General features: G+C 68.3%; 30 protein-coding genes and 2 tRNA genes. 15 read left to right on the top strand and 17 right to left on the bottom strand.

Translation table 11 applies throughout. The features are described from left to right. The first annotated feature begins 13 nt into the window (after positions 1 to 13). From ACZK4S_RS07770 to ACZK4S_RS07790, 5 genes are read left to right on the top strand one after another with little or no spacing between them, the layout of a single operon-like run. A complete protein-coding gene (locus tag ACZK4S_RS07770) occupies positions 14 to 220 on the top strand; it encodes an HGxxPAAW family protein (protein WP_076058596.1) in 207 nt (68 codons plus the stop codon). Next, a complete protein-coding gene (gene trpC / locus ACZK4S_RS07775; protein WP_076058599.1) occupies positions 217 to 1,011 on the top strand; it encodes an indole-3-glycerol phosphate synthase TrpC in 795 nt (264 codons plus the stop codon). The genes ACZK4S_RS07770 and trpC overlap by 4 nt, the downstream gene beginning before the upstream one ends. Further along, the gene (trpB, locus tag ACZK4S_RS07780; protein WP_459397781.1) at positions 1,011 to 2,246 is read left to right on the top strand and encodes a tryptophan synthase subunit beta; all 1,236 of its coding nucleotides are present in this window, start codon (positions 1,011 to 1,013) and stop codon (positions 2,244 to 2,246) included. The genes trpC and trpB overlap by 1 nt, the downstream gene beginning before the upstream one ends. Beyond that, positions 2,243 to 3,091, top strand: a complete 849-nt coding sequence (trpA, locus tag ACZK4S_RS07785; protein WP_076058603.1) for a tryptophan synthase subunit alpha — start codon at positions 2,243 to 2,245, stop codon at positions 3,089 to 3,091. Before trpB ends, trpA begins: the two co-directional genes overlap by 4 nt. Further along, positions 3,088 to 3,708: an SCO family protein gene (locus ACZK4S_RS07790; protein ID WP_463643896.1), complete on the top strand. Its 621-nt coding sequence runs from the start codon at positions 3,088 to 3,090 to the stop codon at positions 3,706 to 3,708. The genes trpA and ACZK4S_RS07790 overlap by 4 nt, the downstream gene beginning before the upstream one ends. On the opposite strand, the gene ACZK4S_RS07795 is transcribed toward ACZK4S_RS07790, so the two are convergent. The 12 genes from ACZK4S_RS07795 to ACZK4S_RS07850 all read right to left on the bottom strand — a co-directional run bounded on the left by ACZK4S_RS07795 (position 3,695) and on the right by ACZK4S_RS07850 (position 11,380). Then, positions 3,695 to 4,357 carry a GNAT family N-acetyltransferase gene (locus tag ACZK4S_RS07795; protein ID WP_463643897.1) on the bottom strand — a complete coding sequence of 221 codons (663 nt, stop codon included), beginning with the start codon at positions 4,355 to 4,357 and terminating at the stop codon, positions 3,695 to 3,697. The genes ACZK4S_RS07790 and ACZK4S_RS07795 overlap by 14 nt on opposite strands. A gap of 31 nt (positions 4,358 to 4,388) precedes the next feature. Then, positions 4,389 to 4,880, bottom strand: coding sequence for a Cys-tRNA(Pro) deacylase (gene ybaK / locus ACZK4S_RS07800; RefSeq protein WP_463643898.1), 492 nt, complete (start codon positions 4,878 to 4,880; stop codon positions 4,389 to 4,391). Between the two features lie 335 nt (positions 4,881 to 5,215). After that, positions 5,216 to 5,449 (bottom strand): hypothetical protein, encoded by a 234-nt coding sequence (locus tag ACZK4S_RS07805; RefSeq protein WP_463643899.1) that lies wholly within the window; start codon positions 5,447 to 5,449, stop codon positions 5,216 to 5,218. A 129-nt stretch (positions 5,450 to 5,578) separates the two neighbouring features. Then, positions 5,579 to 6,400 (bottom strand): hypothetical protein, encoded by an 822-nt coding sequence (locus ACZK4S_RS07810; RefSeq protein WP_463643900.1) that lies wholly within the window; start codon positions 6,398 to 6,400, stop codon positions 5,579 to 5,581. A 76-nt stretch (positions 6,401 to 6,476) separates the two neighbouring features. Further along, a complete protein-coding gene (locus tag ACZK4S_RS07815) occupies positions 6,477 to 7,901 on the bottom strand; it encodes a DEAD/DEAH box helicase family protein (RefSeq protein ID WP_463643901.1) in 1,425 nt (474 codons plus the stop codon). After that, complete coding sequence (locus ACZK4S_RS07820; RefSeq protein ID WP_463643902.1) at positions 7,894 to 8,463, bottom strand: HGGxSTG domain-containing protein; 570 nt, start codon at positions 8,461 to 8,463, stop codon at positions 7,894 to 7,896. The genes ACZK4S_RS07815 and ACZK4S_RS07820 overlap by 8 nt, the downstream gene beginning before the upstream one ends. Before the next feature lie 319 nt (positions 8,464 to 8,782). Then, positions 8,783 to 9,055 (bottom strand): WhiB family transcriptional regulator, encoded by a 273-nt coding sequence (locus ACZK4S_RS07825; RefSeq protein ID WP_463643903.1) that lies wholly within the window; start codon positions 9,053 to 9,055, stop codon positions 8,783 to 8,785. After that, positions 9,052 to 9,327: a hypothetical protein gene (locus tag ACZK4S_RS07830; protein WP_463643904.1), complete on the bottom strand. Its 276-nt coding sequence runs from the start codon at positions 9,325 to 9,327 to the stop codon at positions 9,052 to 9,054. The genes ACZK4S_RS07825 and ACZK4S_RS07830 overlap by 4 nt, the downstream gene beginning before the upstream one ends. Before the next feature lie 217 nt (positions 9,328 to 9,544). After that, positions 9,545 to 10,561, bottom strand: coding sequence for an AAA family ATPase (locus tag ACZK4S_RS07835; protein ID WP_463643905.1), 1,017 nt, complete (start codon positions 10,559 to 10,561; stop codon positions 9,545 to 9,547). Continuing rightward, positions 10,558 to 10,911 carry a hypothetical protein gene (locus tag ACZK4S_RS07840; RefSeq protein ID WP_463643906.1) on the bottom strand — a complete coding sequence of 118 codons (354 nt, stop codon included), beginning with the start codon at positions 10,909 to 10,911 and terminating at the stop codon, positions 10,558 to 10,560. Before ACZK4S_RS07840 ends, ACZK4S_RS07835 begins: the two co-directional genes overlap by 4 nt. A gap of 35 nt (positions 10,912 to 10,946) precedes the next feature. Next, positions 10,947 to 11,147 (bottom strand): helix-turn-helix transcriptional regulator, encoded by a 201-nt coding sequence (locus ACZK4S_RS07845; protein WP_463643907.1) that lies wholly within the window; start codon positions 11,145 to 11,147, stop codon positions 10,947 to 10,949. Next, positions 11,147 to 11,380 carry a helix-turn-helix domain-containing protein gene (locus ACZK4S_RS07850; RefSeq protein WP_463643908.1) on the bottom strand — a complete coding sequence of 78 codons (234 nt, stop codon included), beginning with the start codon at positions 11,378 to 11,380 and terminating at the stop codon, positions 11,147 to 11,149. Before ACZK4S_RS07850 ends, ACZK4S_RS07845 begins: the two co-directional genes overlap by 1 nt. Before the next feature lie 136 nt (positions 11,381 to 11,516). Between ACZK4S_RS07850 and ACZK4S_RS07855 the strand changes: the two genes are divergently transcribed. From ACZK4S_RS07855 to ACZK4S_RS07865, 3 genes are all read left to right on the top strand, one after another. Further along, the gene (locus ACZK4S_RS07855; RefSeq protein WP_463643909.1) at positions 11,517 to 12,155 is read left to right on the top strand and encodes a hypothetical protein; all 639 of its coding nucleotides are present in this window, start codon (positions 11,517 to 11,519) and stop codon (positions 12,153 to 12,155) included. Beyond that, the gene (locus tag ACZK4S_RS07860; RefSeq protein WP_463643910.1) at positions 12,152 to 13,483 is read left to right on the top strand and encodes a site-specific integrase; all 1,332 of its coding nucleotides are present in this window, start codon (positions 12,152 to 12,154) and stop codon (positions 13,481 to 13,483) included. The genes ACZK4S_RS07855 and ACZK4S_RS07860 overlap by 4 nt, the downstream gene beginning before the upstream one ends. A 473-nt stretch (positions 13,484 to 13,956) precedes the next feature. Then, positions 13,957 to 14,148, top strand: a complete 192-nt coding sequence (locus ACZK4S_RS07865; RefSeq protein ID WP_463643911.1) for a hypothetical protein — start codon at positions 13,957 to 13,959, stop codon at positions 14,146 to 14,148. A gap of 127 nt (positions 14,149 to 14,275) precedes the next feature. Here ACZK4S_RS07865 and ACZK4S_RS07870 read toward each other — a convergent pair. Then, positions 14,276 to 14,348 (bottom strand) — tRNA-Asn (locus tag ACZK4S_RS07870). Between the two features lie 118 nt (positions 14,349 to 14,466). Between ACZK4S_RS07870 and pbuX the strand changes: the two genes are divergently transcribed. After that, complete coding sequence (gene pbuX / locus ACZK4S_RS07875) at positions 14,467 to 16,404, top strand: PbuX/PucJ/PucK family nucleobase permease (protein ID WP_076058611.1); 1,938 nt, start codon at positions 14,467 to 14,469, stop codon at positions 16,402 to 16,404. Between the two features lie 6 nt (positions 16,405 to 16,410). Here the strand turns inward: pbuX and ACZK4S_RS07880 are convergent, their stop codons facing one another. After that, the gene (locus ACZK4S_RS07880) at positions 16,411 to 17,808 is read right to left on the bottom strand and encodes an alpha,alpha-trehalose-phosphate synthase (UDP-forming) (protein ID WP_463643912.1); all 1,398 of its coding nucleotides are present in this window, start codon (positions 17,806 to 17,808) and stop codon (positions 16,411 to 16,413) included. 91 nt (positions 17,809 to 17,899) lie between these two features. Between ACZK4S_RS07880 and otsB the strand changes: the two genes are divergently transcribed. Further along, on the top strand, positions 17,900 to 18,724 hold the full coding sequence (gene otsB / locus ACZK4S_RS07885) for a trehalose-phosphatase (protein ID WP_083665314.1): 825 nt from the start codon (positions 17,900 to 17,902) through the stop codon (positions 18,722 to 18,724). 3 nt (positions 18,725 to 18,727) lie between these two features. On the opposite strand, the gene ACZK4S_RS07890 is transcribed toward otsB, so the two are convergent. From ACZK4S_RS07890 to ACZK4S_RS07900, 3 genes are all read right to left on the bottom strand, one after another. Next, positions 18,728 to 18,801, bottom strand: a tRNA-Ile gene (locus ACZK4S_RS07890). Between the two features lie 17 nt (positions 18,802 to 18,818). Next, positions 18,819 to 19,898, bottom strand: coding sequence for a tellurite resistance/C4-dicarboxylate transporter family protein (locus ACZK4S_RS07895; protein WP_463643913.1), 1,080 nt, complete (start codon positions 19,896 to 19,898; stop codon positions 18,819 to 18,821). A 10-nt stretch (positions 19,899 to 19,908) separates the two neighbouring features. Beyond that, positions 19,909 to 20,835, bottom strand: coding sequence for a hypothetical protein (locus tag ACZK4S_RS07900; RefSeq protein ID WP_463643914.1), 927 nt, complete (start codon positions 20,833 to 20,835; stop codon positions 19,909 to 19,911). Between the two features lie 124 nt (positions 20,836 to 20,959). On the opposite strand from ACZK4S_RS07900, the gene ACZK4S_RS07905 reads away from it, so the two are divergent. From ACZK4S_RS07905 to ACZK4S_RS07925, 5 genes are all read left to right on the top strand, one after another. Then, positions 20,960 to 22,021, top strand: coding sequence for an AAA family ATPase (locus tag ACZK4S_RS07905; protein WP_182763478.1), 1,062 nt, complete (start codon positions 20,960 to 20,962; stop codon positions 22,019 to 22,021). A gap of 90 nt (positions 22,022 to 22,111) precedes the next feature. Then, positions 22,112 to 23,101, top strand: coding sequence for a DUF58 domain-containing protein (locus ACZK4S_RS07910; RefSeq protein WP_255436327.1), 990 nt, complete (start codon positions 22,112 to 22,114; stop codon positions 23,099 to 23,101). Next, positions 23,098 to 24,075, top strand: coding sequence for a VWA domain-containing protein (locus ACZK4S_RS07915; protein ID WP_463643915.1), 978 nt, complete (start codon positions 23,098 to 23,100; stop codon positions 24,073 to 24,075). Before ACZK4S_RS07910 ends, ACZK4S_RS07915 begins: the two co-directional genes overlap by 4 nt. Continuing rightward, positions 24,063 to 25,031: a VWA domain-containing protein gene (locus tag ACZK4S_RS07920; RefSeq protein WP_076058625.1), complete on the top strand. Its 969-nt coding sequence runs from the start codon at positions 24,063 to 24,065 to the stop codon at positions 25,029 to 25,031. The genes ACZK4S_RS07915 and ACZK4S_RS07920 overlap by 13 nt, the downstream gene beginning before the upstream one ends. Continuing rightward, positions 25,028 to 25,717, top strand: a complete 690-nt coding sequence (locus tag ACZK4S_RS07925; RefSeq protein WP_463644135.1) for a YggS family pyridoxal phosphate-dependent enzyme — start codon at positions 25,028 to 25,030, stop codon at positions 25,715 to 25,717. The genes ACZK4S_RS07920 and ACZK4S_RS07925 overlap by 4 nt, the downstream gene beginning before the upstream one ends. Positions 25,718 to 25,723 lie beyond the last annotated feature (6 nt).

The following is a 25,723-nucleotide window of genomic DNA, read 5'->3' on the forward strand; positions in this document are numbered from 1 at the left end:
AAAGGTCGCGCACATGGCACGTACCCCGAAGTACTACCACCACGGCCGGAGCCCTGCCGCCTGGACCGGATCGGTGCTGACCGCTGTCGGTTTCACCATCGCCTGCGTGGCCGCCATGCTGGGCCCGGCGTGGCTCTGGGTCATCGTCGGTGCAGCCGTGATTCTCGTCGGGGCACTGACCACCATGATCATGAAGGCCATGGGTCTGGGTCAGCCGTGACCGTCCTCGACGACATCATCGCCGGAGTCCGGCGAGACCTCGAGGAACGCAAGGCCCGCACCTCCATCGACGAGATCATCCGCGCCGCCCAGCAGGCAGCGCCGGCACTCGACCCGATGCCCCGCTTCCGCGCGCCGGAACTCGCCGTGATCTCCGAGGTCAAGCGCAAGTCGCCGTCCAAGGGCGACCTCGCCGTGATCACGGATCCCGCCGCGCTCGCTGCCTCCTACGAGGCGGGCGGCGCCGCTGCCATCTCCGTGCTCACGGAGAAGCACCGGTTCAACGGTTCGCTGGCAGATCTCGACGCCGTGCGTGAGCGCGTGCGCATCCCGGTGCTGCGCAAAGACTTCATGGTGGAGGAGTACCAGTTCCACGAGGCCCGCGCGCACGGTGCAGACCTGGTGCTGCTGATCGTCGCGTCGCTCACAGACGAGGAACTCACCCGCTTCCTGGGGCTGACCGCAGAGCTCGGCATGACCGCGCTGGTCGAAACCCACACCGCCGAGGAGGTGGACCGGGCGCTCGCCGTCGGGGCCGGCCTCATCGGCGTCAACAACCGGAACCTGAAGACCCTCGATGTCGACCTGGCCACCTTCGGCGGCCTGGCTGAACGCATCGGCGATGCCGCCGTGAAGGTGGCGGAGTCGGGGATCCTGTCCGCCGACGACGTCGCTCGCGTCGCGGCCGAGGGGGCCGACGTCATCCTCGTGGGCGAGGCGCTCGTCAAGCACGGCGACCCCACCCACGCCATCGGCGGCTTCATGGCCGCTGCAGAAAGGGCAATGCACTGATGAGCCTTCCCGATTCCCGGGGACACTTCGGCCGCTTCGGTGGCCGTTTCGTGCCCGAAGCACTCCAAGCGGCGCTGAACGAACTGATCGTCGCGTTCGACGAGGCCTGGGCGGACCCGACGTTCCACGCCGAACTGGCCAGGTTGCAGCGCGACTACGCCGGCCGGCCCACGCCGATCACGGTCGCCGACGAGTTCTCGAAGCACGCGGGCAACGCCCGCATCCTGCTCAAGCGCGAGGACCTGAACCACACCGGCGCCCACAAGATCAACAACGTCCTGGGGCAGGCGCTGCTGACCAAGCGCATGGGCAAGACCCGCGTGATCGCAGAGACGGGCGCAGGCCAGCACGGGGTGGCCACCGCCACCGCGGCGGCGCTGCTGGGGCTCGAGTGCCGCGTCTACATGGGTGAGGTGGACACGCAGCGCCAGGCGCTGAACGTGGCCCGCATGCAGCTGCTCGGTGCCGAGGTCTACGCGGTCGCGGCGGGCTCGCGCACGCTCAAGGACGCGATGAATGAGGCCATGCGCGACTGGGTGACGACGGTGGACCACACGCACTACCTCATCGGCACCGTCGGCGGTCCGCACCCGTTCCCGTACCTGGTGCGTGAACTGCAGCGCATCATCTCCGTCGAGGCACGCCAGCAGATGCTCGACGACCACGGCGGCCTGCCGGACTACGTGGCGGCCTGCGTCGGTGGCGGCTCCAACGCCATCGGCATGTTCTACGAGTTCATCGGCGACGAGGGCGTCGGCCTGTACGGCTTCGAGGCAGAGGGCGACGGCATCGAGACCGGACGTCACGCCGCAACCATCACCGCCGGCACCCCCGGAGTGCTGCATGGTGCACGCACCTTCCTGCTTCAGGACGGGGACGGGCAGACCATCGAGTCGCACTCGATCTCCGCAGGCCTCGACTACCCGGGTGTCGGCCCCGAGCACGCCCACCTGGCAGACACGGGCCGCGCCGTCTACGAGCCGGTCACCGACGCGGAGGCCATGGAAGCCTTCAAGTTGCTGACCCGCACGGAGGGCATCATCCCGGCCATCGAGTCGGCGCACGCCCTGGCCGGGGCGCTGCGGCTGGGCCGGCAGTTGGCGCAGCAGGATCCGTCCGCGACGCCGTCGATCCTCGTGTGCCTTTCCGGGCGCGGCGACAAGGATGTGGCCACCGCGTTCGAGTATTTCGGCCTGTCCGGTAAGCCGGATGTCACGGTGGGAGCGTTCGAATGAGCCAGTTCACAGACCCCAAACGCCTCGGTAAATCCGGTGCCACCGTCGCCCGTTGTCTCGATGAGGGACGCCCAGCGCTGGTGGGCTACTACCCGGTGGGCTACCCCACGGTGCCGGATTCGTTGTCGGTGGTGAAGGCCATCGTCGAGGGGACGCAGGGCCGTGGCGCCGACATCGTCGAGATCGGCATCCCGTACTCGGATCCGTTGATGGACGGGCTGGTCATCCAGCACGCCACCACCAAGGCCCGCGCGCGCGGCGTCCGCACCAGGGACGCCTTCCTCGCCGTCGAAGCCGTGGCATCGGCCGGCGCCACGCCGATGGTCATGACCTACTGGAACCTCGTTGAGGCCTATGGGGTGGACGCGTTCGCCCGGGACCTGTCGGCGGCCGGCGGAGCGGGCGTCATCACGCCGGACCTGCCGCCGGACGACTGCCCGGAGTGGTTCGAGGCCTCGGACGCGCACGACGTCGACAGGGTCTTCCTGATCGCCCCCTCATCCACCGACGAGCGGATCGCGCTCACCATGGAGTCCTGCCGCGGCTGGGTCTACGCGTCGTCCGTCATGGGCGTGACCGGCGTGCGGAGCCAGACCTCCGACGCAGCCCCGGTGATCGTCGAGCGCGCCCGCGCCGTTGATCCGTCGCTGCCCATCGGCATCGGCCTGGGCGTCAGCGATGGGGACCAGGCGGCCGAGATCGGCAGCTTCGCGGATCTGGTGATCGTCGGTTCGGCACTGGTGAAGTGCATGTCGTCGGACGGGCTGGACATGCACGGGGACCTGCAGAAGCTCCGGGCGCTGGCCGACGACCTGGCGGCGGGCGTCGAGCGGGCTCGCCGGTGATAGGACGGCGTCTCTTCCTCGGCGCCGGTGCCACTGCCCTGCTGGCCGCCTGTAGCCCCGGTGCGAACGGGCCTGCGGCCGAGATCGACGGGGCGGGCGAGTGGCACGGCACGCACCTGTCCGGCGGGGGCAACCCCGTTCCTGACGTGACCCTGACGGACCAGGACGGCAACCCGTTCAACCTGGCCACGGACGTCACCACCAAGGCCCTGGCCCTCTTCTTCGGGTACACCAACTGCCCCGACGTGTGCCCCGGCATCATGGCGGACATGGCCACGGCCAAGCGCCGGCTCCCGCCTGAGATCGTCGATGACATCACGCTCATCGTCGTGACGACGGACCCGGCCCGTGACACCCCCGAGGCGCTGAAGGAGTACCTGCGCCGGGTGGACGAGTCCTTCATCGGGCTCACCGGCAGCCTCGACCTGATCAAGCCTGCCGCGCTGAGCCTCGGCATCGACATCGCTGAGGGAAAGCAGTTGCCGTCCGGTGGCTATGAGGTGGATCACGGCAGCTACATCCTCGGCTTCGGCGAGGACCGCAAGCTGGCCGTCGTATGGAACGAGGTTCCGCCCGGCGAGATGCGCGAGGACTACGAACGCCTCATCGCGGGCTGACCCAGGAGATGCCGAGGAATCGGCGCAGGGCCTGGCCACCCTCGTAGCTGATCGGCTCCTCCGGCCGGGTCAGCTGCTCCCGGGTGAGCTTGTAGCGCACCTCGGTCGCGGCCTCGCCCAGGCGGTTGACGCGGGCGCGGTCGAACTCCCGGTAGCCGGTCTTCTGGCTCACCCTGTTCGATGCCGGGTTATCGGCATAGGCCTCCGTGCGCATCTCGATGGCGCCCAGTTCGTCGAAGGCGAAGGCGCAGATCATCTGACGCATGCGGGTGCCGATGCCGCTGCCATGGAACTCCCGGCCCAGCCAGGACCCGGTGAAGCCCGTCCGGCGCACCGCGAAGTCGGCCGCCCGCAGGTCCTGGGCGCCCAGCACCCTGTCTCCCTGACGCGCCACCATGAGGAGTTCGAACCGTTGGGGGTGGGCGGTGCTCCACCTCGAGAAGTAGAACTGCGTGGAGCTCAGCTCCCGCTGGTCCTTCGGGAGCAGTGCCCAGTCGGTGAGGAACGGGTAGCCGGAACCGTCCGGCACGATGCCGCGGCCCGCGACGGCGAGCAGCGCCGGCACGTCGTCGGGCGTCATCGCGCTGAGCGTGAGGTCACCGCAGCGGATGGACACGCCCATGAAGGGGAAGATGTCTGACCAGGCCATGGTGGCCAGGCTAGCGGCCGGGCCGGGCGGCTCACCTGGCGATGGCAGCGAAGGTGGCGCGCGTGAGGCGGGCGAGGTCTTCGGGGGCGAGTTCGACGTCGAGGCCGCGTCGTCCGCCGCTGACCAGCACTGTGGCCCTGCCCTGCATCGACGCGTCGAGCACCGTGGGCAGCGCCTTGCGCTGACCGATGGGGGAGATGCCCCCGACCACCATCCCGCTGGAGCGTTCGGCCGCGGGAGGAGCGGCCATGGTGAGGCGCTTGACCCCCAGGGCGCCCGCGAGCGCCTTCAGGTCCAGTTGCAGATGGACCGGGACCACTCCGACGGCGAGCCCCGCGCCGGTATCGACGAGCAGCGTCTTGAACACTTCCTCCGCAGGCCTGCCCAGCGCCTCCGCTGCTTCGAGACCGTAGGAGGGTGAGGCGGGATCGTGGTCGTAGGTGTGGATGGTGTAGGGCACTTTCGATTGGTCCAGGGCGCTGGTGGCGGGCGTGCCCGTGCCGCCGTGCTGCTTCTTGGCCATGGCACGAAGCCTAAGGGAGGTCGGCAGAGATAGTGGGGTGAGGGCCGCAGCAACCGACCTCGTCAACAAAGAACGGCCCCTCCAATGGAGCTTGGAAGGGCCGTTCAGCTTGTCAGAGCTTGTTTGCTCTAGCTCCCCGGACTGGACTCGAACCAGTAACCCTCTGATTAACAGTAATACCTGAGCACTGTTGGCCTCTGCCGGGGCGTGTTGCTCCGTGCTGCCTACTGCCGTTTGACTAGGGACGTTGGTGTCGGCAGGTGTTGGTTAGTGTTGGGCCGAATTGCCCCTGAGGGTTACGTGCGGGGGACACATTGGCGACACGACGGGGACACTCAACGGCCCACGTCCCTGCGGTTGAGCGCGTGGCGGATGTCCATCAGCTCACCGATCACGATCACCAGTAGCGCGGCGATCACGAGTGATGCGCTGGCGCTGAAATCACCAGCGGAGAGGCCGGCCACCAGTCCGAGCATCGCGAACAGCAACCCGGCACCCTTGACGTATGTTGCTGCTGTGCTGTGACTCTTGGCTGCTGTCCCGACTTCGGTTTTGTCATCCATGGTCATGAGTGCAGCGTAGGCCAGCGGCAGCACGGCCGGACGCGAGCATGGGAAAGCCCCGGCTGCGGTCCTAAGAGGACGAACGCCGCAGCCGGGGCTCCCTGTTCCCCAGTTACCACCTCTGGGGAGTCTTCATCACACGCCGTAGCTTCCCTCCGGCGGGGGACCCATCTCCGGGTCGTAGTCGAACGGGGCGTAACCGTGCGCTCCGCGCCTATAGCGCTGCTCGATGGGACGAGGGCGCCGGTACCGCTCGGTGATGTCGTCCAACGCTCGGGCCTTCAGCGTGATCGTGTCCAGCTTGGCCAGCGCAGACCAGCGGCCACAACGCCCAGCGGAGTCCCAGGCCTCCCAGATGGCGCGGCGGTCCTCGTTCTTCTCGGGGTCGCCCACTTCCAGCGCCAGGTCGAGCACGTCGAGTCGTGAGCGGGTCAGGTCCAGGATGAGCTGCAAGGGCTGCACCTGCAACTCCACCTCGTGGGCGGCTGTTGCAGCCTCCAGCCAAGCCAGGCGCGTCTCCTCGGGGGCCGTAATGAGGGCGGCGGAATCCGTCTCCGGGTCCACCAGAGTGGCGGCCTCCAAGAACCGCGCAGCACCGCTGTTGAAGCGCTCCCTGACAGTGGCGTGCATCGCGCGCGCGAAGTCGTCTGCGGCGGCCCTGAGGGGCCCCAGGAGCGCCTTGGCCACCTCGTTGCGGACGGCGGCCACCTCCTTCGGCGCCACCGCCGTGGAGGCCAGGGTGACCAGAGAATCCAGAGGCAGCGGCAGCCGCTTGCCCTCCACGGTGTAGCGATTGAGGGACGTCTGGGCGTTGGAGCGGCTGTTGCCACAGGCCTCGCTCACCTCGTCCCAGCGCTGAAACTGCTCGACGAGGGTCGAGGGGATAGGGCCGTAGTCGGAGAGCCTGGTAACTGCGTCGCGCAGGGTGGCCAGGACGTCAATGGGAGTGGTTTGCATCAGCGTGCCGCCTTTCGGGGGTTCAGTGGGTGGGATTGGGGGATGCTGTCGTGCATGGTGTCGAGGTCCTTCCGTGTCATCCGATGTCAAAGAAGCGTGTGCCGTAGCGCTTGCGCTCAGCGGGGGGCTTGGCGAACGCCAGCATGAGGGCGTCCGCACGGTCAGGAGAGGGAACGCCACGTGCGCGCATGTCGTCCTTGCTCTCGATGCGCAGGCGTCCTCTGGAGTCGAACAGGTAGCGCAGGTTCGACAGCTGGGCGGCCAGTTCTTGGTCGTTGGGGTCAATGTCGATCTGGCCCTGCTCGAACGCCGTGCGCAGCGCCCAGTACCACTCTGCGCGCGCGTTGAGAAAGCGTTGGGAGTCCTCGGGAGAGCCGCCGGCCTGCATGTCCTTGGCTTGGTGGCCAATCTCTTGGAGCATGTCCACCACTCCGCCACCTACGCCCACGCCGTCGACGTGGGCCACCGCGCCGTGGCGTAGCATCAACATGCCCACCTCGCCGGCGGTCGTGGTCGTGGGGCTGTACTGCAGCTCCTTGATGAGGCGCACATGGCCACCACGGCGCAGGTAAAACACGGTCGAGTCCGTGCCGAACCGGGCCACATCCACGCCCAGCACCGTGGGGGCGCTGGGGTCTATGGTGCGGTTCTGGGCCTCCCTGATCCAGTCCAGCGGGATGAGGCTGTTCTCGCTGGCCTCGGGGAACTCACCGAGCACCTTGGACTGATAGAGCGGGGAGGACTCACCCCAGCGGCTCCGGGCATCATCGATCCAGCGCTGTGAGGGCAACAGGGCGCGCAGGTCCTCGCTCACATCCTCGCCAGTCACATTGGGGGACTCGAGCGCGGACACCTTCAGCACGTTCCAACCGGAGCCGGGTGAGCAGGCATCCGCAAACGTGGTCCTGGGATCGTCCGGGTTGCCGATGGCCAGCACGCGGCACTCCTCGGACGTGGTGATGGCCTCCACCGCTGTCCAGAGCGACGGGGGCACGCCGCACGCCTCATCGAGGATGACCAGCACGTAGCGCCGGTGGATGCCCTGGAACCCGTGCTCATCGTGATCCGCAGGCTTGCGGCCCATGCCCACCAGCACGTTGTCGATGCGCCACTCATCCGTCAGTGTGATCCGGCCGGGCAACTCGCCCCTGCTGTGCTGCTTGCGAATCTCCTCCCAGAGGATGGCGGACACCTGCTTGGCCGTGGGGGCCGTCGATACCACGATGGCTTCGCCCGCCGGGTGCGTGTCGATCCACCAGCAGGCCAGCAGCGCAGCACTGAAGCTCTTCCCCGTGCCATGGGCTGACTGGACGGCGGTCCTGCGGTTGGTCACCACAGACGCCACGATGTCCCGCTGTCGGCTCCAGAGCTGCACGCCAAGGCGCTCGGCTGCCCAGGCTGCGGGATCACGCCTCCAGAGCTCGGCCTGCGCGTTGGGAATGTACTTCTCCTCCAGCATGCGCAGGGTGGCCGTCTCCCAGTCCGTGAGCTGCTCAGCCATTGCTCACCACCTCCCCACGCACTGGCTCCTCCTGCGACGCCTTGATGGCGGAGAGAGCGGCACGCATGGCGTTGGGCACCTGCTGGCGCTGCTCGGGGGTGAGGTCGAGGAGGTTCAGGGCGGCCTCCACGGCTGCCACCATGACGCCAGCCTGGGCGCGGCTGACGCGCTGGCGCTGTTCGATCAGTGACTCATCGGCGCGGCTCTCGGTGATCATCTTGGCCGTGCGCGCAAGGCGGTCGAGCCAACGCCCCAGCACGTCGAGGTCAGCAGGCGTCTGCTCCTCGCGGGCTGCCAACTGGGCCTTGATGCGCTCCACCACCACGCGAGTGTCCTCGGCTGCGCTCACCAGCATCTCCCCGGCCGTCTTGCCGCTGGGGGGCGTGGGCTTGAGCTGGAGGTCCATCAGGGCCAAGCGCTCCTCCTTGGCGCGCACAGCCCCAGGCGAGCGGCCACCATGCAGGTAGCAGCGGCCCCCGCCGACTACCCAACGCTGGCACGGCTCACCGGAGCGGCGACCCTTGGCCCCACACTGGGAGGAGCGCGGATCAGACTTACTCATGAGTGTTCACCCCTTGACTCTTGGTCAGGTACAGCTTGTAAATAGCCTTGTGGGAGGCTTGGTGTCCCCAATGTGTCCCCAGCCGGATTGGCAGATGGTGCCTGACGGCTACCAAGGGGTCCGTTGCCACCATCCGTGTGCGGCAGCCGACTACCGCCAGCCCCGGACTCTCGGGGTTTCCTTCCCGTCTCTCGCTGATCCGGTGCGGGTGCGGTCCTGCCGCAGCCGGGGCACCAGACCTCGGGGAGTTGCTGCCACGACAGCCGCAGGATGGGCGTGGGGCGCTTGCAGCGGTTGGAGTGGGGTATCTGTGTCTTGGTCACTGTGCGGCCTTCCTGGGGCGCTGGGGGGTTCGGTCGATGCCGGCCCAGATGCCCCACGCCTCGTGCTCGCCGGCAGCGGCGCACTGGGTGAGGATCGGGCAACGGTGGCACAGGGCGGCCACCCGGGCGCGTTCGTCGGCAGCGTCGGCGACGAACCGTGCATCACGGTGGCAGGGCGTGGGTTGGTCATCGAGGCGTTCCAGGGCAGCGGCGAGCTGCTGGTGCGCGTCTGCTGCAGCCTGGGTCAGGATGCCGGGGAGTTTGCTCATCGGCTGGCCACCATCTCGGGAGCTGCGCAGACGCGGACAAGCTCGTGGCGTCGGGTGCAGCGGCCTCCGCATCCGAACGCGTCAATGAAGCCCTTCTGTCCCTGGGCCTCGGCTGGGCTCCTCCACAGTGAGATGGTCGGCTCACCACACCATGCGATCAGGGCGAACTCGCCCTCACCCATGACCCATGCGGCGCGGCGAACTGCGCACTTCATGAAGGCGCGAGCGGTGCGGTGCTGGGCGGCGCAATTGTGCTGACGGTAGGTCTTCACCACGTCCTCCTGGGTGTGGGATTGATGCCCTCTGGAGCCCGTACCCCCGTTTGCTCTCTCTTACAGAGAGAGCAGCAAACGTGTAGGGGGTGGCGCGTGTAGGTCGTGTAGGTCCCCGTGCAGGTGTTGACTAGGCGTTTCATCTCGTGGCGTGTAGCGCGTGCAGGGGCCGTGTGGGTTCGACCCGAAAATGTGCCCGTGTAGGTGTCCGTGTAGGTCATGCAGCCCCCCACAGACGGGGCCGCTGAGCGGCCTTGTCGCCGTCCTCGAGCACGCGCAACTTGCCCTCGCGGGCCAGCGCGTCGAGGCGGCGGCGGGCCTTCTCCTTCTCCCCGGCGGTGACCTTCTCAGTGTCGAACAGCACCTCTGCGGCCTGCTTGGCGGACACGCTCCCCAAGCTCAAGGCCAGCTTCACAAGGTCAGTGGGGTTGTGCAGCGTCGTGCGTCCCGCGTCATGGTCGTGGAGGACCTTGAAGGGGCCAACCTCGTTCATGGGCTGCTTGACGTGGTGCAGGTCGACGATGGGGTCTCCGGCCTGCCCGGACAGGATGAAGACGGAGCCGGCACCGGAGGTGAGCCACGTCGAGCCGTACACGTCATCGATGGTCAGCCGGTCACGCTTGATGCCGTTGCCCGCCTTGCGGCCGTGGTGCAACTCCAGCAGCTCCACACCGGCCACCAGGGCGGCCTGTCGCGCCCGGTTGTACCCAGCACCCACCTCGTCGTCGTTGAGGCCAATCGCGGCGTCCTTGAGGCTGTCGAGGATGACCGTATCCGCGCCGGCCTCATGGGCCATGTCGCGCAGCAGCAGCGGGTGCTTGGCCATGTCGTAGGGCGGCGGGCCAGCCCAGACCAACAGTTTGTCGTCGAGCTCGTCGCGCCACGCATCTCCCACCATGCGGCGCAGGGACCGGGCGATCTGCCGGGGCCGGTCCATGGCCAGGTAGAGGACCTTCCCGCGGCCGGGGGTGATGGGATAGCCGAACAGGGTTGAGTACTCAGGGAAGGCGCACCTGCCCAGCGCGAACTGTTGGCCAATGGTCGACTTGCCGGTGCCCTGGACGCCAGCGAGCATCGTTGCCTCACCGGAGGCCGCCAACACGTCATCGCCGCTGCCCCAGACGATCGGCGGGCGGGGCGGCGCGTCGAGCACGAACCTGCCCCCGGGCTGGAACGTGAACCGGCTCCGGTCCTCGTCCTGGGGCAGGTGCTCGTGCATCAGGGCGTCTGTCACGCGGCCACCGCCTCGGCCTCGGCACCGGCCACGATGGCGGCGATGTCGTCGTGCATCTCCTCGACAACAGGGTCTGGGTAGAGACGCAGGAACTCACTCCGGTCACGGCAGGCCTGGGCGATCTTGTCAGCCTCGGGCGTGCCCACAGCGGCGAAGTCAGCGGCGCGGCGCAGCCAGTACCACGGCATGGCCTCGGTGAGCATCTGTTGGAGCATGCGCACGGCGAAGTGCTGAGCGCCCACGGCCAGCGCTCCACGGCGGGCCAGGATGCCTAGGCGCATCTGGTCGGCGCGGGTGAACTCACTCAGCGTGTGGGCCGGCTTGTGGGGGTGGGACTGGGGGGTGATCATCGGGGCCGCCTTCGTGGTAATGGGCCGTGGTCGGGCTAAGCGGTGGGGTGGACCCCAAGGGAGTCCAGGAGGTCCGAGCGGCGCACGCGATACACGGAGCCGAGTTTCAGGACGGGCACGGGGAACTCGCCGGCCCGGACCAGCTCGTAGGCCTTGGAGCGTCCGATGCTGTAGGCGCGTGCGGCGGTCAGCAGGTCGACAGAGACCGGCAAGGCCAGGAGTTCGTCGGGGGTCATCACGCCTGTCCGTTCTGGAGGGCCTTGAGCACCCGTGCATAGCGCAGGGCGGCCTCTCCTCGGGGTGTGCGGATGCCGCGCTCCCAGCGACTGACGGAGGCTGCATCCACCTTGATGGCCTCCGCAAGCTCCTGCTGGCTCAGGTTGCTCAACTGCCGGATGTGCCGCGCCTCACCGGAGCGGCACAAGTCGCGCACGTGGCCGATGGCGGCCAGCTTCGCGGCTGTACTCATGGGGCCATCCTTTCGTCGACAACTCCAAGGTATGACACTTCGTTGCCAAAGTCGTGCCTAATTAGGTGCCGCGTAGCGTGACATGAAACACGGCACGCACCGCACTTCTGTGCCAAAGATGTGCCATACTTGTGCCATGAGCGAAGAAGGCTACTTAGGGATGGACGTCCTCCCGCTGGTTGTTGACGGGCAGCTGTACAAGTTGCGCGTCCACATCGGCAGGGTGGACGGCGCCGCCCGCTGCATCGGGCTCGACGTCCGTGCCTTTGATTCGAAAGCGGAGCGTGCGGTGGACCTCTCTGACGCAGAGCCGTGTACCGACATCCGTGTCCGGGCCCGGGAGGGGTGGGCAGAGGTGGACTCCAAGGTCTACCGCGCCGTCCGGGTGGCGGAATCGGTCGGGCTCGCCAAGGAGATGCTGGCTGCGTTGACCTCCTATTTCGCGCGTAAGGGTGATGAACCCGGCGCGCTGGCCTACTGGCCCTCGGCTCCTCCGTGGGAGCAACCGGACGCGCTCCCGGCTGAGCGGAACTGGCGCGAGGACGGGGTGTCACCCCAGCGGGGACCCCAGCCCCGGCTCACACAGGCCGTTCTCCGCAGCGTTGTTTATCCCGCGTGGAGTGCCGGTGTGCCGGGGCGCATCGAGGCGGTGAGGCGGGCCCTCGAGAACTACTGGGGGGAGCGCGTCACTATCGACCAGGCCAAGAAGGCCATATCCAAGGCGCGTCGAACTGACCCGCCGGTCATCCCGCCCGTGGGGAGGAGAGGGAAGTGAGCATCAACTACCGCAAGCGCTGCGGATGCCGCGCAGAGGATGGAACACAGCTAGGGCAGGGCTGCCCACGGCTCAATGAGCGGGGCCATGGCACATGGTCCGCACGCGTCGACCTGCCACGCAGCACCACCGGCAAGCGGATGCGCAAGGAGCGCGGGGGCTTCACCAAGAAGTCCGACGCGACGCGCTGGGCTGAGGAACTGCTGGAGGCACACAAGCGCGGCGCACGGAACGTGGATCACCGCATCACCACGGGGGAATGGCTGGAGCGCTGGCTGGCTGCCAAGACAAGCTCCACCGGCATTTCCGGCTACGGCCGGACGGTGCGCCAGTCCACCGCGACCATGTACCGCCTGTACGTCGACTACCTCACCGAGCAACTCGGGCAGGTGCCGCTCCAAGACCTGGGCGTGGAGGACGTGGTGGCGGCCTACGAGGCCATCAAGCAGGCGTCCGCAGAGCGTGCGGAGCGCATCGACCGGGCCAATGAGGTCAGGAACGCCGCGAGGCTGGCCAAGGGTGAGGTGGCGGCCGCCTACGCGCCGGCCAAACGCATGGGGGACACCTCCATGAGGCGGGTCCACGCCTGCCTCCGTGCAGCGCTGCAGGCCGCTGTGAAGACGGGTCACAAGCCGTTCAACCCTTGCCTGCAGGTCACGTTCGACCAGAGCCCCAAGCCTGCACGGGTCCAGCCCTGGAGCGCGGCCGAACTCGGTAGGTTCCTGGGCCACCTGCGGGGCTCCCGGTACGGGCTCCTGTTCGAAGTGCTGGCCTCCTCGGGGCTGCGCCGTGGCGAGGCACTGGGCCTGCGCTGGCACAACGTCGACACGGATACGGGAACCATCAAGGTCGAGGAGCAGTTGCTCAACAACTGGGTGGATGGCGCTCCGGTGTTCGGCCGGCCCAAGTCCACTGCTGGGGGCCGCGTCCTCGCGCTGCCTCGGTCCACGGTCGAGTCGTTGCGCCTGCTGCGCCTCGCGCAGGACGAGGAACGCGCCAAGTGGGGCGACGCCTACGAGGACTATGGCCTGGTGTTCTGCCAGGAGAACGGGCGGCCCTATGACCCGGCCAAGGTCAGCAAGGACTTCGTGAAGCTCTCCGCAGAGGCAGGCCTGCGCCGTATCCGGCTCCATGATCTGCGCCACGGAGCCACCACGCTGGAGTTGGCGGCAGGCGTCCCCATCGCAGTGGTGTCCAAGCGGCGGGGCCATGCCAGCGTGGCGTTCACGGTCGATGTCTACGGCCACCTCCTGGAGGACGCGGATAGGCAGGCCGCAGAGGCTGGCTGGAGTGCAGTCCAGGTCAACCACGAGGATGTGCAGCGATGAGCCGGCGGGCGGTCTTGGAGGCCATGTGCGACAAGTGCGGCGCAGTGAGGACGTACACTGGTCACCTCGAGTTCACTCACCTCCTGTGCGCGGGGTGCCGCAAACGCTCACCCCATGCTGTTCTGGGACACCGCGAAAACCATGCGCGACCCGATATGACCAGGGCGCGTGCATCGTCGAGCGTCGTCCTTCCGATGCCCCGTTGGCCCTATGAGGATGTCGCCTTCTGGCCGGCGGACATCTACGAGTGGGAAGCGCCGCGTGACCCGTATTGGATCGGCTCCCCGTATGACCCCTTCGAGCACGCGTCCGCCTGGGGACTGGAACTGACTTGGGGTGACGAACTTTCCATCCCGGGAGCGCGAGGGGTTACCCGTTTCAGTGGACCGGCTATCGAACTGCGTGCCGACCTCGAAGCACCGCAACTCCGGAGCACTCTTGCGCACGAGTTGGTGCACGTCGAGCGTGGACCCATGCCCAAGTGGGCGGTGGCTTGGGAAGAACGCCTAGTTAACGTGGTCGCCGCGCGACGGCTGCTGCTCCAAGACGGGACACCAGGCTGGCTGGAGGGCGACGAGCTAAGCGAGGCAGAGGGCGCCCGGGTCGCGGCCGATGCCGGTGTCACGGCCTCTATGGTCTGGGCGCTGTGGTGGAGCTTGAAGTGACTTCAACTTTCCCCAGCGAACCTTCGTTCTCCCTGCGGGGGACACAATGGGGACACGAGCCCTCTCGGCGTACAGAATAAAGGCCCTTGCCGGAGTTCCTATTGGGCTCTGGCAAGGGCCTTTGTCGCTCCCCGGACTGGACTCGAACCAGTAACCCTCTGATTAACAGTCAGATGCTCTGCCAATTGAGCTACCAGGGACCGGTGGTCAGTGGATGACCACGCGATGAAGAACGTTAGCAGATGATTCTGCCGGATGGCGAATCGGAGGTGCTGGGGGTAGCTTTAGCCAGTCGATTTTTCGTGACAGGAGCAGCCCATGTCCGCCGCCACGCTGGAGCGCCGCGTTCACCCCGTTGACCAGGTACCGCCGGTGCCCAAGCTGACCGTCCTCGGGCTGCAGCACGTCCTGGCCTTCTATGCCGGCGCCGTGATCGTCCCCATCGTGATCGCGGGCGCGCTGGACCTGTCCACCCAGGACCTCATCCACCTGATCAACGCCGACCTGTTCACGTGTGGCATCGCGACGATCATCCAGTCCGTCGGCTTCTGGAAGGTGGGCGTACGACTGCCCCTCATCCAGGGTGTGACGTTCACCGCAGTGTCGCCGATCATCGCCATCGGCCTGGCGGCAGGCGGTGGCAGGGAGGGCCTGCCGGAGATCTACGGCTCGATCATCGTCGCGGGTCTGGCCACGTTCTTCGTCGCCCCCTACTTCTCCAAGCTCATCCGCTTCTTCCCGCCGGTGGTCACCGGGACCCTCCTCACGGTGATGGGCGCGACGCTGATCGGTGTGGCGGCCAGCGACATCGTCCGCGGCGCCGGCGGCGAGAACGCCGCGGGTGCGGAACTGACGCGGAACCTTGCGTACGCGCTGGCGACGCTCGGCGTGATCGTGCTGATGCAGCGCTTCTTCAAGGGCTTCATGGCCACCGTCGCCGTCCTCATGGGACTGGTCCTGGGCACGGCCGTCGCCGTCATCCTGGGCGACACCTCATTCACCCACGTGGCCGACGCCTCCTGGGTGGGCGTGACCACCCCGTTCTGGTTCGGGATGCCCAAGTTCACCTTCGCCGCGATCGTGTCCATGCTGATCGTGATGGCCATCACGGCCGTCGAGACCACCGGCGACGTCTTCGCCACCGGTGAGGTGGTCGGCAAGCGCATCACTCCGAAGCACATTGCCGGGGCGCTGCGCGCTGACGGGCTCTCCACCGCCCTCGGCGGCGTGCTCAACTCCTTCCCCTACACGTGCTTCGCGCAGAACGTGGGCCTCGTCCGGCTCACGCGGGTCAAGTCACGTTGGGTGGTGGCCATGGCGGGCGCGTTCATGATCATCCTCGGGCTCCTTCCCAAGGCCGGCGCCATCGTCGCGGCGATCCCCGGACCGGTCCTGGGCGGCGCCTCCCTGGCCATGTTCGCCAACGTGGCCTTCGTCGGCATCCAGACGCTCGGCAAGGCCGACCTGCACGACAACCGCAACCAGGTCATCGTCTCCACGTCGCTGGCGCTGGCGATGCTCGTCACGCTGCAGCCCTCCATCGCCCAGGCGGTGCCCGGCTGGCTCCAGATCTTCTTCGGTTCCGGCGTCACCATCGGCGCCATCACCGCGATCATCCTCAACCTGCTGTTCTTCCACGTCGGTCGCCGTCGTGGGCCGGATGTGGCGACGTCGGGGCGGGACCCGCTCAACCTCGAACAGATCAACGCCATGGACGAGGACAGCTTCGTGGAGACCTTCCGCGCCCTCTACCCGGAGGAGACCTGGCCCATCCGCGCAGCCTTCCAGTCGCGGCCCTTCCACTCGACGGCCGAACTGCGGGCGGCTTTCCAGAACTCGCTGATGAGCGGCACCTCGGATGAGCAGCACACGCTGATCCACAGGTACCGCGACATCGCCGACCTGCTCCTCGACGAGGATCCCGGTCACACGCCGTCGGACATCGCCGCGTTCACCGAGACCGGGTCGCTGGCGGCCGACCGGATGGACGACCACGACCGCGAGAACCTCATGGCCGTGTCGCGCGCGTACCAGGACAAGTTCGGCTTCCCGCTCGTGGTGTCGCTCAACGCGACCACCACGCTCGACTCCGTGGTGGAGGAGAGCTGGGTGCGCGTGGAGGCCTCGCCGGAACGCGAACTGCACAAGACCGTGGGCGAGGTGGCCAACATCGCCGACCGCCGCTTCGACGCCCTCGTGGCCGACGCGAACCCGATCCGCTCCGCCTGGTCACGCAAGTTCGAGGCGCTGAACTGACCCGCTTCAGCCGTCGGTGTTCTGGAGGTCACCCAGGAAATTGTCGGCCCAGTGCTCGATGGTGTTGCCGTGCACCTGCTTCTTCAACGCCCGCATGCGCCGCTGGCGTTCCCGGGCCGGGTCAGTCGCGGCCTGCATGACGACCTCTTTCATGCCGTTGAGGTCGTACGGATTGACCAGGTAGGCCTGCTTGAGTTCCTGCGCCGCGCCCGCGAACTCGCTGAGGACCAGCGCGCCATTGGTGTCGGGGCGGCACGCCACGTACTCCTTGGCCACGAGGTTCATGCCGTCGCGCAGCGGGGTGACGACCATGACGTCGGCGATGCGGTACATCGCCGCCATCGTCGTGCGCGGGAAGCCGGCGTGGAGATAGGAGATGGCCGGGCGACCGACGCCGCCCACCTCGGAGTTGATCCGCCCCACCAGGAGATCGATGTCGTCGCGCAGCCGCCTGTACTCGTCGACGCGCTCGCGCGACGGGGTGGCCACTTGCAGGAAGACCGTGTCCGCCGGGTCGAGTTTGCCCTCCTCGAAGAGTTCGCCCATGGCGCGGATGCGCTGCCGCAGGCCCTTCGTGTAGTCGAGCCGGTCCACGCCGAGGAAGATGCGCTGGGGATGTCCCAGTTCCTCCAGCAGGGCCTCGGCTTCGGCGATGACCTCAGGCGTCTGGGCCAGGGCCGCGAAGCCCTCCGTGTCGATGGAGATCGGGTAGGCGCGGGCGGTGCACACGTGCGATCCCGAGACGCGCACCCGGTCGCGTTCCACACGGTGGGTGGTGCGCTGGCGCACGAGCCGCAGGAAGTTCTGGGCGCCGCCCGGCACCTGGAAGCCCACCAGGTCGGCACCGAGCAGACCCTCGAGGATCTCGCTGCGCCACGGCAGCTGCTGGAACAGTTCCGTGGGAGGGAACGGGATGTGGAGGAAGAAGCCGATCCGCAGATCCGGGCGCAGCTCGCGCAGCATCTTCGGCACCAGCTGGAGCTGGTAGTCCTGCACCCACACGGTGGCACCCTCGTCGGCCACCTCTGCGGTCGCCTCGGCGAAGCGACGGTTGACCGTGACGTAGGCGTCCCACCACTCGCGGTGGTACTCGGGGAAGGCGACGGTGTCGTGGTACAGCGGCCAGAGGGTGGCGTTGGAGAAGCCCTCGTAGTACTCCTCGTACTCCTCGGCGCTCAGCGGCACCGGCACGACGGAGTAGCCCTCGTGTTCGAACGGCGCGACGCTCTCACCTGATGCGCCGTGCCAGCCCACCCATGCGCCGCCCATGCGGCGCATCACGGGCTCGAGAGCGGTGACCAGGCCACCGGGTGAAGTGCGCCAGTCGACGCTCCCGTCATCTGCGGTGATGCGGTCGACGGGAAGCCGGTTGGCGACAACGACAAAGCGTGCGCGCTCGGACATTTTTCCTCCTAGGTCGTCTATCACCTTAGCGAGTGAGCTTGTCATGTGAGGTCGGACGACCTGAGAACGCAGGCATGGCATGGTAGGGGACATGAGCTGGAACGCAGTGACCAACCATGCCCAGGGCTTCCTTTCCGCGGCCGTGGCAGACCCGTCCCGGGTGCTGCTCGCCCTCGACTTCGACGGCACGCTGGCCCCCATCGTCGACGACCCGGAGGACTCCCGGATGCACGACGGCGCGGCCGGGGCCCTCGCCCGGCTCGGCGGCGTGCTCGGGCACGTGGCGATCATCACCGGGCGCGGGGTCGCGGTGGTGCGGCGCCTGGGTCGGCTGGCGGAGCGGGAAGGGCTGGGCAACCTGGTGGTCCTGGGCCAGTACGGCGCGGAGCGCTGGGATGCGGCCACGGGCGAGGAGACCGCGCCGTCGGTGCCGGAGAATGTTGCCGCTGCCCGCCCCGAGGTGGAGGAGATCATCGCAAGCTGCACCATCGACGGTGTGGTGCTGGAGGACAAAGGCCGCGCGCTCGGCGTCCACACGCGTCGCAGCACAGACCCCGACTTGGCGTTCCGGGCCTTGGAGCCGCAGTTGGCTGCGGTTGCCGAGCGCCACGGGCTGATCCTGGAGCCCGGCCGAAACGTCCTTGAGTTGCGCGCCTCGGCGATGACGAAGGGCGACGCGCTCCGGGCCCTCGTCGACGAGACCGGCGCCACCGTCGTGGCGATGTGCGGCGACGACCTGGGGGACCTGCCGGCCTTCGAACTGCTCCGGGAACTGCGCGACGGGGGCCTCATCACCTGCGCCGTCATTAGCGGGTCCGCGGAACAGCCGGCGATGGCGGCCCAGGCCGATGTACTCGCAGAGGGCCCCGACGGTGTCGCGGCCTGGCTGCGGGACCTGGCTGAAGCGCTGGCCTGACGGTGGGGCATGCGGGGCTTGAACCCGCGACGGGCGGATTATGAGTCCGCTGCTCTAACCGGCTGAGCTAATGCCCCTCGGGGAAGAAGGATACTCAGTTACGCCTGTCCCTGCCCAACGCGTGGGGTTCCGGCCGCGCCGTCCGGGGCAGGAACACCATGACCACCCGCCGCATCATGGCGGCGAACACGACCGCCCACACAGCCAGCGCGACGTACAGGAACACGGTGCCGATGGCCTCCACCAACGGCAGCCGGTCGACCCGACCCACGTTGATCGAAGCGACGGCGAACATGCCGACGGGGAAGACGATCGACCAGAAGGTGGGCACGTAGACCAGCGGCACCCGGTGCACGAAGTGCCGCCAGAAGCCGGCGCCGACCAGGATCGGGATGAGCCACAGGCAGAAGCTCCAGAAGATGGCGATGGTGCCGGCGATCAGCGTCCGGGTCGCGTCGACCATGGGCGTCGAATCCATGGCGACGATGTTGCTGCCCGCGACGACCGCGATCGCCATCGCGCCCATGGCCACCCAGTAGGGCGGCTCGAACTCGCGCGGCGTGATGCCGAAGTGGACGATGCGCAGGAGCACGAGGATGGAGATGCCCGCATACAGCGCCACACCGACCGACCAGGACAGCACGGCGAGAATCCCGATCCACGCCTGCCCGTTCGGGAAGAACGGCATGATGCGGGTCATGCCGATGGCCAGTGACTGGCTGGCGACCGCCCAGATGAACCAGGTTCCGTTGGTCCTGGCCAGGATGGGCTTGCCGTCGCGGGTCATCAACACCTGCCACGGCAACACGTACCCGAACACGAACCAGAGCACCGCGCCCAGGAAGATCAGCGGCAGCGCGATGGTGACATACCCGGCGGCCATGAGCCGGACGGCGAGCACGTCCGTGCCCGCGACCACGGTGAAGTAGGCGAACGCCATCTCGGGTCCGCGCAGGTCACGCAGCATCGCGGCCCGATGGGCGACGGCGCGCCACACGTAGAGCACCCAGAGCACGACGTAGGAGATGGCGGCGATCACCAGCAGGGCCAGTGACAGCGGCTCCACACTGATCTCGTGTAGGCCGATCGAGACGATGCCGGTCCCCATCACGAGCGCGAAGTAGCCAGGCGACAGGTGCTCGAGGGCCTCTGAGAAGGCGGAGGGCCGGCTCATGCCCGGCGCTTCAGAGCTTCGGGTTGACACTCGGGCCGCCGGGGCCGGAGTCCCCGTCGCTGGGGACCTCCATGGAGGGCGAGTCGCTGTACGGCCCACCGTCGCTGCCCGGCGACGGGCTGGACGGCTCGCCGCTCTGCGGCTCTCCCGACTGGGGGGAGGCCGACGCCGGACTGGGCGAGCCCGACCCGTCACCGGAGCCCTCCGCCGGCGACGGAATGGGCGGGGGAGCGTCGACGGGGGGCTGGTTCTGGAAGGCGAGGATGGCCATCAGCAGCGCGAGCGCCGACAACAGGGCCATCACCAGGAAGGACACCAGGATGGTGATCCAGGAGGCACGGTCCCGACGCCCCGGCCAGGCCAGCGGCCAGAGCCGGGTGGCGCCGTGGCCGGTCTTGTCGATCCAGTGCAACCGGTAGTCGGGGCCCGCCGGCTGGCTCAGCGGCGGCGCCATCGACAGATCGACGGCGCGCAGCACCCTGTCCGCCTCCTCGACGGCCGCGAGCGTTCCGTCGAACGCCAGCGCAGCCCAGGGCGCCAGGGGGAGCAGATGGGCGAGGTGTGGATCGTCGTCTTCGCTGCGGTACCGGACGGCGGTGCGGCCGTCGTCCTGGTCCTCGCCGCCACGGGCGACGACGGTGTCGATATGCATGGCGTTGATCTCGCCGGAGAACCGGGCCCGGGCCGCGGCGTCGCGCGCCGCGCCCTCTGAGAGCAGGAGGAGCATGACGGAGTCGCCGCCGTCCTCGTGCGCGACGAAGGTGGTGCCCGCCGGGGTGGCGGTCAGCCTGGCGTCGAGCCAGAAGTCCCCCACCTTGGGCGGGTCTTCCTCCCGGAGGGGATGGTGCGCGGCGAGCACCATCTCATCCTCCGCGCGTTCCTCGGGCGGAGGGGGAGGGGGACCCTGCACCGGGCCGGCGTCGTCGTGCTCGCTCATCGTGACCATCGAACCACATTCAGACAAGCAACAGCGTCGACGGCCGTGCGTGGTCTGCGTAGAGTTGGTGCTTCCCCCGGAGCGCTATCGTTGAGCGCGGATCCCCGTCCAGAAGGAGTCACGCGTGAGCGAGCCGACCGCAGTCACCCAGTTGCCCGAGACGGTCGCTGACGCGGCCAGGGTGCTGGGCCAGGCGATCAGTCAGGTGCAGCGGGTCATCGTCGGCCAGGAGCACATGGTGCAGCAGCTGATGGTCGCCCTGTTGGCCAAGGGACACTGTCTGCTGGAGGGCGTGCCGGGCGTGGCCAAGACCCTGGCGGTGCGCTCGTTCGCCACGGTCGTGGGCGGCGACTTCGCCCGCGTGCAGTTCACGCCGGATCTGGTGCCGTCCGACATCGTCGGTACGCGCATCTACTCGGCCAAGGCGGAGAGCTTCGAGATCGAACTCGGCCCCGTCTTCGTCAACTTCGTCCTCGCCGACGAGATCAACCGCGCGCCGGCCAAGGTGCAGTCGGCGATGCTCGAGCTCATGGCCGAGAAGCAGGTCTCGATCGGCGGCGTCACCTACCCGGCCCCGAAGCCGTTCATCGTGATCGCCACGCAGAACCCCATCGAATCCGAAGGTGTCTACCCGCTGCCGGAAGCGCAGCGCGACCGCTTCCTGGTCAAGGTCGACGTGCCCTACCCGCGCGGCAATGAGGAACTCGAGATTCTGCGCCGGATGAGCGTCAGCCCACCCGTCGCGGAGCGGGTCCTCAACCCTGACCTGGTGCGTCATCTCCAGGACATGGCCTCCAACGTGTTCGTGCACAACCTCGTCGCCGAGTACATCGTGCGGCTGGTGCTGGCCTCGCGTACCCCGGCAGATTTCAACATGCCGGACCTTGAGGGGGTCATCCAGATCGGTTGCTCGCCGCGCGCCACGCTGGGCCTGGTCGCCGCCGCCCGCGCGCTGGCCCTCATCAACGGCCGCGACTACGTGCTGCCCACCGACGTCCAGGCAGTGGCCAGGGACGTCATGGCCCACCGCATCGTGCTGGGCTTCGACGCAGTGGCGGACAACGTCAGCACCGCAGAGGTGGTGGACCGCATCCTCGCCATGGTGCCGGCGCCCACCCCCGTGTGGAACGAACAGCAGCGGCAGGCCAGCCACCAGGCGCACGCCCACCAGCCCGGCCGGAGCTGATCCTTGACGCAACCGGGCTTCACCTACGACGGCCCCCAGAAGGGGCCGTCACTGGCTGTGCCCAGCACTGAGGCGGCCGAATATTCGGTGCTGCGCGCGCCCACCGGGCCGACGGTGCCCCTCAACAAGTTGGCCCCCGAGGCAGCCCTGCGACGCCTCGAACTGACGATCGTGCGCCGCCTCGAGGGCTTCCTCCAGGGGGACCACCTGGGTCTCCTCCCCGGGCCGGGCACCGACACCAACGACGCCCGGGTCTACCATCCCGGGCAGGACGACGTGCGCAAGATGGACTGGGCCGTGACCGCCCGCACCACGGTGCCGCACGTGCGCGACACGATGGCGGACCGCGAGCTGGAGGTCTGGGCCCTGCTGGACGTCACGCCGTCGATGAACTGGGGCACCGAGGGGATCACCAAGCGCGACCTCGGCATCGCGGCCATCGCGACCATCGGGTTCCTCTCGCAGAAGATGGGCGACCGCTTCGGCGGGATGATGATGCTGCCGGACCAGGTCAAGCGGCTGCCCGCCCGCTCCGGGCGCACCGCGCTCTACGGGCTGCTGCGCAAGCTCCTCACGGAGCCGATCGTGCCGGACAACACGCCGGGCACCATCGAGCTGGAGGACGGCATCGAGCAGCTCACCCGCTCGCAGCGCCGCCGCGGCATGCGCGTGGTGGTCTCGGACTTCCTCACGCCGGGGGACTCCGAGCTCGACCCGAACGTGCCGCCCCCGTGGGAGCGCGCCATCCGTCGGCTGGCGGTGCGCAACCAGGTGCTCTGCATCGAGGTCATCGACAGGCACGAGCTGGAGTTCCCGGACGTGGGCGAGATGCTCATCCGTGACCCGGAGACCTCGTTCGCGCGCTACGTCAACACCTCCGACGACGCGGCCAAGCGCCGGATGGACGCCGCGACGCGCGCCCAGCGCGAGCGCATCAAGATCGCGCTGCGCCGGGCCGGCGCCGGCCACATCCAGCTGCGCACGGACCGCGACTGGGTCACCGACATCGCGCGCTTCGTGCTGCACTACCGCAAGGTGGCCGGCATGCTGCACCAGCCCCCGCAGGGGGTGAGCAAGTGAGCTGGCTCTGGTCCTGGCTCCCGGAGTTCGCGAACCCCGGACGACTCTGGACCCTGGCGCTGCTGCCGGTGCTGGTCCTCGTGTACCTGGTCCTGCTGCGGCTGAAGGGCCGGGTTGCGCTGCGCTTCACGAACACGGGCATGCTGGGCCGCGTCGTCGGCTCACAGCTTCGGTGGACGCGGCACGTGTTCGTGGCCATGTCGCTGTGCTCCCTGGTGGCCCTCGGTCTGGCGTACGCCAACCCCCTGGGTACGGAGAAGGTGCCGCGCGAGCGCGCCACCGTCGTGATGATCGTCGACGTGTCCCTCTCCATGTCGGCTGAGGACGTGGAGCCGAACAGGCTGGACGCTGCCAAGCAGGCCGCCGTGGAATTCGTCCGCGACCTGCCGGACTCCTTCAATGTCGCCGTGGTGGCCATGTCGGGTAGGCCCACCATCGCCATCCCGCCGACGACGGACCGGGGCGCCACCGAGCGTGCCATCACCGCACTGGAACTGGCCGACGGCACCGCCATCGGCAATTCGATCACCACCGCCCTGCGCGCGGTGGACCTCGCCCCACCCGGCGGCGACGGCGAAGAGCCGGCCCCGGCCATGATCGTGATGCTGTCAGATGGCACAAACACCGAGGGCCCAACGCCTGACGAGCCGGCCAAGCGCGCCAAGAACGAGGAGATCCCGATCTTCACCATCGCGTACGGCACCCAGAACGGGTTCGTCGACATCGACGGCCAGCGCGAGAACGTCGCGCCGGACACGGCCACGCTCGAACAGATCGCAGACATCACCGGCGCCCGTTCCGTGGGCGCCGACGACAGGGAGGCGCTGGCCACGGCCTATCGCGACGTCGGCTCGGTCATCGGGTACGAGGACGTGGCCAAACCCATCACCGCCACCTATGCGTTCATCGCGCTCGGCTTCGCCGTCGTGGCGGCGCTTGGTGCGGTCTTCATGGCCGCGAGGTGGCCGCGATGACGCCGTTGATGATGGAGTTCATGGCCCCGTACCGGTTGTGGGCGCTCGTGATCATCCCCCTGATTGCCGTCCTGTACGTGGTCCTGTCGGCCCGCACGTCGAAGCCGCGCCCGATGAGTTCCCGGCTGCGCTTCGTGGTGCCGAAGGACGCCGCCTGGAAGCGGCACGGCGCCGTGCTCCTCGGGCTGCTGTCGCTCGCCGCGTTGATCGTGGCCTGGGCGATCCCGAAGGACTATGTCGACAAGCCGCGCGACCGCGCCACCGTCGTGGTCTCCATCGACGTGTCCTGGTCCATGGAGGCGCAGGACGTCGAGCCGGACAGGCTGCAGGCGGCGCAGGATTCGGCCAAGGCCTTCGTGGATTCCCTGCCGGAACGCTTCAACGTGGCCCTCGTCTCGTTCGCGGGCACGGCAGACCTCATCGTGCCGCCCACCATTGACCGGGGCGTGGTGCAACGCGCCATCGACTCCCTGATGCTCGCGCCCTCCACGGCGGTGGGCGAGGGCGTCTACAAGAGCCTCGACGCGCTGAAGCTCGTGCCGCCGGACCCGTCGGATCCCGACGCGGTGGCCCCCGCCGCCGTCGTGCTCCTCTCCGACGGCGCCACCAACATCGGACGCAGCTCGGCCGGCGCCGCCGAGAAGGCCAAGGAACAGAACGTGCCGGTCTACACCATCGCGTTCGGCACCGACAACGGCTTCGTGGAGCAGGACGGGCAGCGTCAGCGCGTGGCCGTCGACCACTGGGAGCTCAGTGAGATCGCCAGGCTCTCGGGCGGCAAGAAGTACGCGGCCGAATCCGCCGGGCAGTTGGACGAGGTCTACGACGCCATCCGGCAGTCCGTCGGCACCGAGCGGGTGCCCGCAGAGGTGACGGACCGCTACGCCGGCCTCGCGATCATCTTCGCGGTGCTGGCGGCAATGGGTGTCATTTCGCTGGGAGCCAGGTGGCCGTGACCATCGCGGAGAATCTGCAGCGGATCCGCGCCGAGGTCGACGAGGCGGCGGTAGCCGCAGGCCGCGACCCGGCGTCGGTGCGGATCATGCCCGTGTCGAAGTACCACAGCGCGGACCAGATCCGCGAGGCGCACGCCACCGGCTACACCCTGTTCGGGGAGAACCGGGTGCAGGAGATGGTGGGCAAGCACGCGGAGCTGGCAGACGAGGGCATCGGGTTCGCCATCATCGGCAACGTGCAGTCCAACAAGGCCAAGCCGGTGGCGGAGCTCGCCGCAGAACTCCAGTCGCTCGACTCGTTGAGCCTCGCGGAGAACCTCAACCGCCGCTGCGCCGCGCTCGGAAGGCGGCTCCCGGTGCTGGTGCAGGTCAACACCTCGGGGGAGGCGCAGAAGTCCGGCATCGCGCCTGAGGAGGCCGTCGGGTTCGCGCGGAAGGTGCAGCCCCTCGAGGCGCTGGACGTCCGCGGGCTGATGACGATGGCGGTCTTCAGCGACGACGACGCCGAGGTCGCCGCCTGCTTCCGCCGCCTCCTCGACGTGCAGGCCAGGATCCGCGACGCCCTGGGCGGTGGCTACGACGAACTCAGCATGGGCATGTCGGGCGACTTCAAGCTCGCCGTCGCCCACGGCTCGACGTGCGTGCGCATCGGCACGGCCATCTTCGGGCCGCGCTTGACGGCCTGAGCCGGG

This window comes from Tessaracoccus zhenghani, from assembly GCF_055326325.1.

What these genes read in the sequence shown, in the direction of transcription:
- ACZK4S_RS07845 (WP_463643907.1), bottom strand. Translation starts at nt 11,147, where the DNA reads ATGACCCCCGACGAACTCCTGGCCTTGCCGGTCTCTGTCGACCTGCTG.
- ACZK4S_RS07815 (WP_463643901.1), bottom strand. Translation starts at nt 7,901, where the DNA reads ATGGCTGAGCAGCTCACGGACTGGGAGACGGCCACCCTGCGCATGCTG.
- trpA (WP_076058603.1), top strand. Translation starts at nt 2,243, where the DNA reads ATGAGCCAGTTCACAGACCCCAAACGCCTCGGTAAATCCGGTGCCACC.
- ACZK4S_RS07810 (WP_463643900.1), bottom strand. Translation starts at nt 6,400, where the DNA reads ATGCAAACCACTCCCATTGACGTCCTGGCCACCCTGCGCGACGCAGTT.
- ACZK4S_RS07770 (WP_076058596.1), top strand. Translation starts at nt 14, where the DNA reads ATGGCACGTACCCCGAAGTACTACCACCACGGCCGGAGCCCTGCCGCC.
- otsB (WP_083665314.1), top strand. Translation starts at nt 17,900, where the DNA reads ATGAGCTGGAACGCAGTGACCAACCATGCCCAGGGCTTCCTTTCCGCG.
- ybaK (WP_463643898.1), bottom strand. Translation starts at nt 4,880, where the DNA reads ATGGCCAAGAAGCAGCACGGCGGCACGGGCACGCCCGCCACCAGCGCC.
- ACZK4S_RS07805 (WP_463643899.1), bottom strand. Translation starts at nt 5,449, where the DNA reads ATGACCATGGATGACAAAACCGAAGTCGGGACAGCAGCCAAGAGTCAC.
- ACZK4S_RS07840 (WP_463643906.1), bottom strand. Translation starts at nt 10,911, where the DNA reads ATGATCACCCCCCAGTCCCACCCCCACAAGCCGGCCCACACGCTGAGT.
- pbuX (WP_076058611.1), top strand. Translation starts at nt 14,467, where the DNA reads ATGTCCGCCGCCACGCTGGAGCGCCGCGTTCACCCCGTTGACCAGGTA.
- ACZK4S_RS07850 (WP_463643908.1), bottom strand. Translation starts at nt 11,380, where the DNA reads ATGAGTACAGCCGCGAAGCTGGCCGCCATCGGCCACGTGCGCGACTTG.
- ACZK4S_RS07880 (WP_463643912.1), bottom strand. Translation starts at nt 17,808, where the DNA reads ATGTCCGAGCGCGCACGCTTTGTCGTTGTCGCCAACCGGCTTCCCGTC.
- ACZK4S_RS07895 (WP_463643913.1), bottom strand. Translation starts at nt 19,898, where the DNA reads ATGAGCCGGCCCTCCGCCTTCTCAGAGGCCCTCGAGCACCTGTCGCCT.
- ACZK4S_RS07795 (WP_463643897.1), bottom strand. Translation starts at nt 4,357, where the DNA reads ATGGCCTGGTCAGACATCTTCCCCTTCATGGGCGTGTCCATCCGCTGC.
- ACZK4S_RS07825 (WP_463643903.1), bottom strand. Translation starts at nt 9,055, where the DNA reads ATGAGCAAACTCCCCGGCATCCTGACCCAGGCTGCAGCAGACGCGCAC.
- ACZK4S_RS07820 (WP_463643902.1), bottom strand. Translation starts at nt 8,463, where the DNA reads ATGAGTAAGTCTGATCCGCGCTCCTCCCAGTGTGGGGCCAAGGGTCGC.
- ACZK4S_RS07900 (WP_463643914.1), bottom strand. Translation starts at nt 20,835, where the DNA reads ATGAGCGAGCACGACGACGCCGGCCCGGTGCAGGGTCCCCCTCCCCCT.
- ACZK4S_RS07855 (WP_463643909.1), top strand. Translation starts at nt 11,517, where the DNA reads ATGAGCGAAGAAGGCTACTTAGGGATGGACGTCCTCCCGCTGGTTGTT.
- trpB (WP_459397781.1), top strand. Translation starts at nt 1,011, where the DNA reads ATGAGCCTTCCCGATTCCCGGGGACACTTCGGCCGCTTCGGTGGCCGT.
- ACZK4S_RS07865 (WP_463643911.1), top strand. Translation starts at nt 13,957, where the DNA reads ATGCCCAAGTGGGCGGTGGCTTGGGAAGAACGCCTAGTTAACGTGGTC.